General features: G+C 43.0%; 1 protein-coding gene. It reads left to right on the forward strand.

Features of this window, described 5'->3' with window-relative positions; genetic code table 11:
• Positions 1-62 precede the first annotated feature (62 nt).
• Positions 63-249: hypothetical protein (locus L8D11_RS05635; RefSeq protein ID WP_236870676.1), on the forward strand; the 187-nt coding region annotated here is incomplete at its 3' end.

The following is a 249-nucleotide window of genomic DNA, read 5'->3' on the forward strand; positions in this document are numbered from 1 at the left end:
GAGAAGATTAATCTCTTCTCTATGTACTCTGCTTTTGGTAAACACAAATCTGAAACCGCCCTATGCGACATCGCTTGTACGGTGGTGTGAGAGGGAGGTGCTGCAATGCGCCTCTCTACTCGATTGAGGCCGCCTTGTCAATCTTTCTCTCAGGCACTTTGTTAGACTCTAACTCTTTTATTAGTTCATCGAGCTTATTAATAGCTTCTTGCGGCTTGCCATGCCATACTTTATATTTTGAAGAATCAA

This window comes from Candidatus Bandiella numerosa (genome assembly GCF_021811875.1).
GTDB classification, from domain to species: domain Bacteria; phylum Pseudomonadota; class Alphaproteobacteria; order Rickettsiales; family Midichloriaceae; genus Aquirickettsia; species Aquirickettsia numerosa_A.